Below are 6,953 nucleotides of genomic sequence, written 5' to 3'. Positions count from 1 at the left end.
GGACAGGGGGGTTCAACCCGGGATGCGTGGAACCCTCACCCCGTCCCTCTCCCGGAGGGAGAGGGGAAATGGCCTCAGGAGTGCGGCTTGGACGGGGCGGGCTCGTCCTCGGGGACGGGCGCCGACTCCGTGTCCGCCAGCAGCAGCGCCTTCATCTTCTCCAGGCTCTGGCGCGTCTTGTCCACGAACGTGTTCTGCGAGCCGATGCGCTCGGCCGCCTCCAGCGTGCGCTCGTAGATGTTGATGGACTTGGTGAGGAGGATCCGCACCTTCTTGCGCACCTCCTCGCGGTAGATGGCCGCCTCCTCCGCGTCCAGCTCCGTCGGCGCCGGCGAGTTCACCAGGTGCTCGTAGAGGTTCTCGTACATCGAGCCGATCTGCGAGCCAGCCGCCGTCGCCCAGTGCCCGTTGCCCACCCGGATGGCGCGCAGGTAGTTGCCCTGCGCCGACAGCAGCAGCTCGGCCTTGTAGTTCAGGTCGTTGGCCAGCGCGTCGCTGCCCTTGGCCGGGTCCAGCTTCACTTGGTCGTAATGGTGCCGGTAGATCTCCCCGATGAAGAAGTGCGCCTGCGCCGGGAAGTAGTCCTCGACCTCGTCCTTGTCCGCCAGGGCCTCGTACGTGGAGAGCGCCTGGCGCAGCGTCTTCTCCGCCTTCTCGCTCTGCCCCGTCTCCAGCTCGCACACGCCCTGCTGCACCTGGGCCTCCAGGCGCTTGCCCACCGGGAGATCCGCGCGCCCGGCGATGGTGCCCAGCACCCTGGCGGCCTCCGCGAAGCGCTCCAGGTGGTACTGCGTCTCGGCCAGGCGGAAGGCCGCGTCCAGTGTGTCGCCCGTGCCCTTCTCCGCGTCCGCCAGCTCGGAGAAGCGCAGGTTCGCCTCCTCCCACTGCTCCAGCCGCTCGTGGGCCAGGCCCGCGTTGTAGAGCGCCTCGTCGCGGTGCTTGCTCTGGGGGTGGAAGTCCACCAGCCGCCCGAAGTAGCGCGCCGCCTTGGCGAAGTCGTTGGCCGCGAAGGCCGACGTGCCTCCGGCGAACAGCTCCTCGTCGTTGAGCGAGGCCAGCTCCAGGTCCGCCGTCACCGTCACGGGGTCGAACTGCACCTGCTGCCGGGGCGTCTCCGGCGTCTCGCGCACCGCCGTCCCCGTCGTCCGGCACCCCACCAGGCCCAGAACTCCCACCAACACCCACTTGCGCCAGGTGGCCAACATGTATGTCCTCCGCTGCATAGGTCGTCAGGGGCCCACGGAGGGGCCGTCCAGGTTTCCTGCCTCCAGGACAGCAAGGACCGTCCCGGAGTTCCCAGGCGGGGCGCAGCTTAACCTTCGCCCGGGTTTCCCGCCCGTATGGCGCGATGCCCGGCGGCCGGGCGGGCGCGGCCGTGGACACTTGGAGGAGCGACGATGCTGGCCTGTATGGACGTGGACTACCGGGACGAGGTCACCGTGGCCGCCTGTGTGCTCTTCCGCGACTGGGCCGATGCCGCCGAGGCCTCGCACCTCGTGGAGCGCGGCCCTCCCGCCGAGCCCTATGAGCCCGGCCAGTTCTTCCGCCGCGAGCTGCCCCACCTGCTCAAGGTGCTCGGCGCGGTTCAGGAGCCGCTGGAGACGGTGGTGATCGACGGGTACGTGTGGCTGGGCGAGGAGCGGCCCGGGCTGGGCGCGCACCTGTACGAGGCGCTCGGGCGGCGCGTGCCGGTGATTGGCGTGGCCAAGACGGCGTTCCATTCGAGCCAGCTCGCGGTGCCGGTGCTGCGCGGGCAGAGTCAGCGTCCGCTGTTCGTCACCGCGGTGGGCGTGGAGGCTGGTGCCGCCGCGGAGTACGTGCGGCGGATGCATGGGGCCTCGCGGATTCCCACGCTGCTCAACCGGGTGGATCGGTTGTGCCGGGACTCGTGAGAGGGGGCCCGGGGCTCAACCCGGGGGACTGGTACCCTCACCCCGTCCCTCGTCCCGGGGGGGAGAGGGGGAGTGGGGCCGGGAATCACTTCTTCGCCGATCAGGTAGCGCCCCGTGCGCCACAGCGCGCTGATCTCATGCACGTCCAGCTCGAAGCGCGGCACCTGGATGAGCGGCGTGTTCCCCACCGCCGCCTGCAACTCGGCGATGCCCCGGGCGTCCTGCTCCGCCAGCATCGTCAGCTCCCGCAGCGTCTGCTCCACCTTCGCGCGCCGCGCCGGGATGAGCCCCTGCATCTCCTCCCACAGCCCGGCTCCCGGCATCGGATGCACGCGGTTGACCACCACCGCCACCACGTCCATGGCGTTCTGCTTCAGCAGCCGGTGGAAGTGCATCACCTCGTCCAGCCGCTCGCGGCCCGGGCTCGTCACCAGCACGAAGCCCGTCTGCTCCGCCGCCAGCAGCTCGCGCACCCCGCGCGCCCGCTCCCGGAAGCTCTCGTTCATCGGCGCGATGGCCATCATGAAGGCGGCCAGCTCCTGCAACGTCTCCGTGCCGGTGAACTTGGAGATCGTCTTCGCCGCGTAGCTGCTGCCCAGGCTGAACAGGGAGAGGCCAATCCGGCCCGCCGCCAGCGCGGGCGTGAGCAGCCACTTGGCCGCCTCGTTGTCGAGGAAGTCCAGCACCCGGTTGGGCGCCTCGAGGAAGTCCAGCGCGTGCGCCGTGGGCGGCGTGTCGAGCACGATGAGCTCGTAGTCGCGCTTCGTGCGCAGCTCCCACAGCTTCTCCATCGCGATGTATTCCTGGCTGCCCGCGAGCGCGCTGGAGAGCGACTGGTAGAAGCGGTTGGAGAGGATCTTCTCGCGCTTGTCCGGTGGGGCGTACTTGAGGATGAGGTCGTCCCACGTCTGCTTCATGTCCAGCATCATCGCGTGGAGACGGCCCCGGGGCTTCACCCCCAGGGGCTCCAGCGCGGAGGCGGGGACCTCGGCCTCCACGTTGCCCAGGGCGTGGAGCCCCAGCGAGTTGGCCAGCCGCTTGGCCGGATCGATGGTGCACACCAGGCTGCTGCGCCCATCCACCGCCGAGCGCAACGCCAGCGTCGCGGAGATGGTCGTCTTGCCCACGCCTCCCGAGCCGACGCACACCAGCACGCGCTTCTTCTTCAAGGCCTCGGAGAGCGCGTTCATGCCCCGGCCTTCCCCGTCACCATCGGCTCCAGGTGTTCCATCACCTGCTCGATGGCCGAGCGGTCGAAGTCCGGCGTGAAGATGCGGGGCACCTGGTACACCGGCACGTGCAGGTTGCGCTCCAGCTTCATCTCCGAGAGCACCGTCTGCGCCGCCCGGTCATGGTGCGAGCGCGCCACCCGCAGCAGCTCCGGCTGGTCCACCAGTGCCTCCAGGTCGTCCTCGGTGAAGCGCTCGAGGAAGGCCGCGTTCAGCACCGCCGCGTGCGTGCGCACCTTCACCTGATCGCGCAGCGCCGCGTGCAGCTCCAGCGTCTCGTTCACCGGCAGCTCCTCCGGCAGCGACACCAGCACCGCCGCCGTCACCGCCGGGTCCTCGAGGATATCGCGCATCTTCAGGGCCTCGCGGGTCATGGGCCCGGGCGGCAGCGTCTGCAGCAGCACCTGCGGCACGCGCAGGAAGGTGATGGCGTGGCCCGTGGCGGGTGCGTCCATCACGAGGGTGTCCCACGAGGGCTTGCCATCCGGCCGCTTCTCCTGGGCGTGGTAGAGGATCTTCCCCAGCAGCACCAGCTCCTGCAGCGAGGGGATGAAGCGCAGGAAGTAGCGCACCACCTTGTTCTCGAAGACCGTCTTGTAGAGGGTCTCGAAGCGCAGGACCATGAGCGCGTATTCGCGCATGGCCTCCTGGGGGCGCACGTCCACCGCCCAGAGGTTGTCCTCCAATTTCGTCACCTCGGGGCCCACGGGCTTGTGCCCGAGCAGGCGGCTGACGCGCTCCTGGGTGTTGATTTCACACACCAGGGTACGCCTGCCGGCGCGCGCCGAGCGCAACGCCAGCGCCGCGGCGATGGTGCTCTTGCCCACGCCACCCTTGCCAGAGACGATCCACACCCTCTTGTCGAGCAGGCCGGCCATCGGGAGCGGCGAACCGTAGGGATGCCCCTCCCCCCTGTCAACGCGCTCTGTCATCTGGAACCCATCGCTTGACACGTCGCGTCGTGTCCTTCCAGAGTTCGCGCGTTTTCCCAGAACCTTCCGCGTCCCCCGTGTCGAATCACGCGGATTGATGGACACCCCCATGCTCAAAGACAACCCCGTGGTGAAGAAGCTCGTCGAGACCGGCGAGGAGCGCGCTGGCAAGCTGGCGCAGCAACTGATGTCCAACGAGAAGTTCGTGGCGGCGGTGCAGACGGTGGTGTCGCGCACGCTGGCGGCCAAGGGCACGTTGGATGGAGCGCTGCGCTCGGCGCTGTCGGCGATGAACCTGCCCTCCAGCGCGGACGTGGAGCAGCTGCGCAACAAGGTGGACGACCTGGAGCGGTTGCTGTCCTCGGTGGAGTCCAAGCTGGACACGCTGACGGCGGCCAAGAAGAAGTAGAGGGCCCTCCATGCGGCGCATCGCCTTCATCAACGAGAAGGGTGGCACCTGCAAGACGACGCTGGCGGTCAACACCGCGGCGTGGCTCGCGCGGGACCGCGGACTGAAGGTCCTGCTGGTGGACCTGGATACACAGGGGCACGCGGGCAAGTCGCTCGGCCTGGACGTGCGCACCCTGCCGCGCAACGTCTTCCACCTGCTCACCGACCCGGCCGTGCGCCTGGAGGACGTGGTCCAGCCCTCGGCCGTCGAGGGCCTGTCCGTCCTGCCCGCCTACAAGGAGATGGCGGACTTCCCCCTGGTGGTGGCCCCGGACGAGAGGCGTGCGCACCGGCTCGCCGGACGGCTCGAGGCCGCGGAGGCCGCCGGCTTCGACGTCATCGTCTTCGACGCGCCGCCGTCCATGGGCATCACCACGCGCAACATCCTCGTGGCCGCCACCGAGGTGGTGGTGCCCGTGGCCCTCACGTACTTCGCGCTCGATGGCTGCGCCGAGGTGGCCGACACCGTCCGTCAGGTCGCCGAGACCGAGGGCCGCCCCGGCCTGCGCATCACCAAGGTGGTGCCCACCCTGTACCGGCGGACCGCGCTCGCCACCGCCATCCTCGAGCGCCTCAAGGCCTACTTCCCCGAGACCCTCGCCGCCACGCCGCTCGGCTACAACGTCAAGGTGGACGAGGCGCAGAGCCACGGGAAGACCATCTGGGAGTACGCCCCGAGCAGCACCGGCGCCCGGATGCTCTCCGCCATCGCCACGGAGATCTTCGACGGGGCGCCCGCGAAGGCCTCGAAGCGCGGGAAGAAGGCCGCCAGCGGGGCGTAGCGGCAACACGCCGGGGTTACACGAGGGGCAACCCGCGAGCCTCGATACCCTCACCCCGTCCCTCTCCCGGGGGGAGAGGGGTGGTTGGCGGTGAGGGGAGGCAGGGCAGGGCGGGGGGCTCTACTGCTGCTTGTTCTTCTCGAGCTCGTCCAGCTTCTTCTCGAGCTCTTCCAGCCGCTGCGTCAGCACCGCCATGTCGCGGCCCAGCGCCGGCAGGTTGCCCGCCAGGTTCTCCACGGCGTGCTTCACCCGCTCGTCGATCTTCCGCTGCCAGTCCTCCAGCGCCCGCTGGCTCGCCTTGAGCAGCTCCGCCGGTCCTCCCGGGGCGTTGTCGTCGTCCTGCTTGCTCGGCTCCTCGGCGGGCGGGGGAGCGCCCTCCGGCGTGCCGTCCTCCTTCTCGCGCCTCAGCAGCTTGTCCAGCCGCGACTCGGCCTCCTCGCGGATGGAGACCACACGGGGAGTGACTTCCTTCTGGATGAAGCCCGTCAGCGACTCACCCGGGTGCCGGATGATCTCCCGCAGCACCGTCAGCGGCATCCGGTTCCGCTTCTTCTCTTCCTCGAAGATGATCTGCGCCAGGGTGACCGAGGTGAGATCCTCTTTCGTCCGATTGTCGACGATCTGGACCTCCACACCCTCCTTGATCATCGCGGCGATCTCATCCAGGGTCACATAGCGGCTCTCGACGGTGTCGTAGAGCTTGCGGTTGGTGTACCGCTTGATGACCTTGGGCTCCTTGCCCGGCACGCCTGCCTGCTCTGGCTCGCTCATAATCTCGTTCCCCGCCCACTGCGGATGCTTGAGCACACGGTGTGGGACAGAAGCCTGTAGCAGAGGGGTGGGGGGCGGGCAAGCCGGGTGGAGGCATGCTCGCGATGACGCCTCTCTGCGCCTATACTCCCGGACCGGCCGAGCCCTGAATGATCGTCAAGTGTGAGCGGTGTCAGACGCGGTTCAAGATCCCCGACGAGAAGGTGACGGACAAGGGGGTCAAGGTCCGCTGCACGAAGTGTCAGCACACCTTCCGGGTCGCGCGTGAGGACTCCCCGTCCGCCGCGCCGGCCCCCGGTGTGCCTTCCCTGGACCCGGCCGCGAAGCCGCCGGCCACTCCTCGTGCGGGTACGCCCCTCGAGGTGCCCCGGGCCGCCCCGCCCGCTGGCAAGGCCCCGGCCCGCCCCGGGGGTCTGGACAACCTCTTCGATGGGCCCGTGAGCGCCAATGCGTCGGTTCCGGGTATCGCCTCGTCTCGCGGAGCGCCTCCCGCCATGTTGCCGCGCGTCGGCTCCATGGAGCCGCCGAAGACGCCGGCCACCATCGACCTGGACCCCTTGATGGAGTTCATGGGGGAGAACACCCCCACGCCCGCCGAGGCGCTCAAGCTCGCCGCCAAGGCTCCCATTCCGAACAAGCCCGCCGGAGCGCTCGCGACCGGCCCGGCCCAGGCGCCCAAGCCCGCGGCTCCCGCGCCCAGGCCCGCCTCGCCCGTGCCCGTGCAGGTGCCGGCGAAGAGCCCTCCCTTGCAGGTGCCGGCGAAGAGCCCCGCGCTCGCGCCCGTGAGCAGCGCCCCCTTCTCCTTCGACGAGAACGATCCGTTCGGCTCGACCGATACGGAGGCGACGCTCCCGGCGCCGGTGCCCACGTTGCCGCCCAGGCCGGTCCCCACTCCCG

The 6,953-nt window shown here is 69.6% G+C and carries 7 protein-coding genes and 1 pseudogene; 4 read left to right on the top strand and 4 right to left on the bottom strand.

Features of this window, described 5'->3' with window-relative positions; translation table 11 throughout:
- Positions 1–74: 74 nt before the first annotated feature.
- The gene (locus Q664_RS08680) at positions 75–1,205 is read right to left on the bottom strand and encodes a tetratricopeptide repeat protein (protein WP_043392076.1); all 1,131 of its coding nucleotides are present in this window, start codon (positions 1,203–1,205) and stop codon (positions 75–77) included.
- 192 nt (positions 1,206–1,397) lie between these two features.
- On the opposite strand from Q664_RS08680, the gene Q664_RS54650 reads away from it, so the two are divergent.
- Complete coding sequence (locus tag Q664_RS54650) at positions 1,398–1,892, top strand: endonuclease V (protein ID WP_075207388.1); 495 nt, start codon at positions 1,398–1,400, stop codon at positions 1,890–1,892.
- A gap of 89 nt (positions 1,893–1,981) precedes the next feature.
- On the opposite strand, the pseudogene Q664_RS08675 reads toward Q664_RS54650, so the two are convergent.
- Both Q664_RS08675 and Q664_RS08670 read right to left on the bottom strand, forming a co-directional pair.
- Positions 1,982–3,082 (bottom strand): annotated as a pseudogene (locus tag Q664_RS08675) (ArsA family ATPase); the annotation flags it as partial.
- Positions 3,079–3,999 carry an ArsA family ATPase gene (locus Q664_RS08670; RefSeq protein WP_043392073.1) on the bottom strand — a complete coding sequence of 307 codons (921 nt, stop codon included), beginning with the start codon at positions 3,997–3,999 and terminating at the stop codon, positions 3,079–3,081. The pseudogene Q664_RS08675 and the gene Q664_RS08670, both read right to left, overlap by 4 nt.
- A 163-nt stretch (positions 4,000–4,162) precedes the next feature.
- On the opposite strand from Q664_RS08670, the gene Q664_RS08665 reads away from it, so the two are divergent.
- Positions 4,163–4,462, top strand: a complete 300-nt coding sequence (locus Q664_RS08665; protein WP_043392079.1) for a hypothetical protein — start codon at positions 4,163–4,165, stop codon at positions 4,460–4,462.
- 10 nt (positions 4,463–4,472) lie between these two features.
- Positions 4,473–5,285, top strand: a complete 813-nt coding sequence (locus Q664_RS08660) for a ParA family protein (RefSeq protein ID WP_043392069.1) — start codon at positions 4,473–4,475, stop codon at positions 5,283–5,285.
- A gap of 120 nt (positions 5,286–5,405) precedes the next feature.
- Here Q664_RS08660 and Q664_RS08655 read toward each other — a convergent pair whose 3' ends face one another.
- A complete protein-coding gene (locus tag Q664_RS08655; protein ID WP_043392066.1) occupies positions 5,406–6,056 on the bottom strand; it encodes a polyhydroxyalkanoate synthesis regulator DNA-binding domain-containing protein in 651 nt (216 codons plus the stop codon).
- Positions 6,057–6,205: 149 nt separating this feature from the next.
- Between Q664_RS08655 and Q664_RS08650 the strand changes: the two genes are divergently transcribed.
- Positions 6,206–6,953: zinc-ribbon domain-containing protein (locus tag Q664_RS08650; RefSeq protein ID WP_043392065.1), on the top strand; the 748-nt coding region annotated here is incomplete at its 3' end.

Source organism: Archangium violaceum Cb vi76, from assembly GCF_000733295.1.
GTDB classification, from domain to species: Bacteria; Myxococcota; Myxococcia; order Myxococcales; family Myxococcaceae; genus Archangium; species Archangium violaceum.
This window is presented reverse-complemented; position numbering and strand designations above follow the sequence as displayed.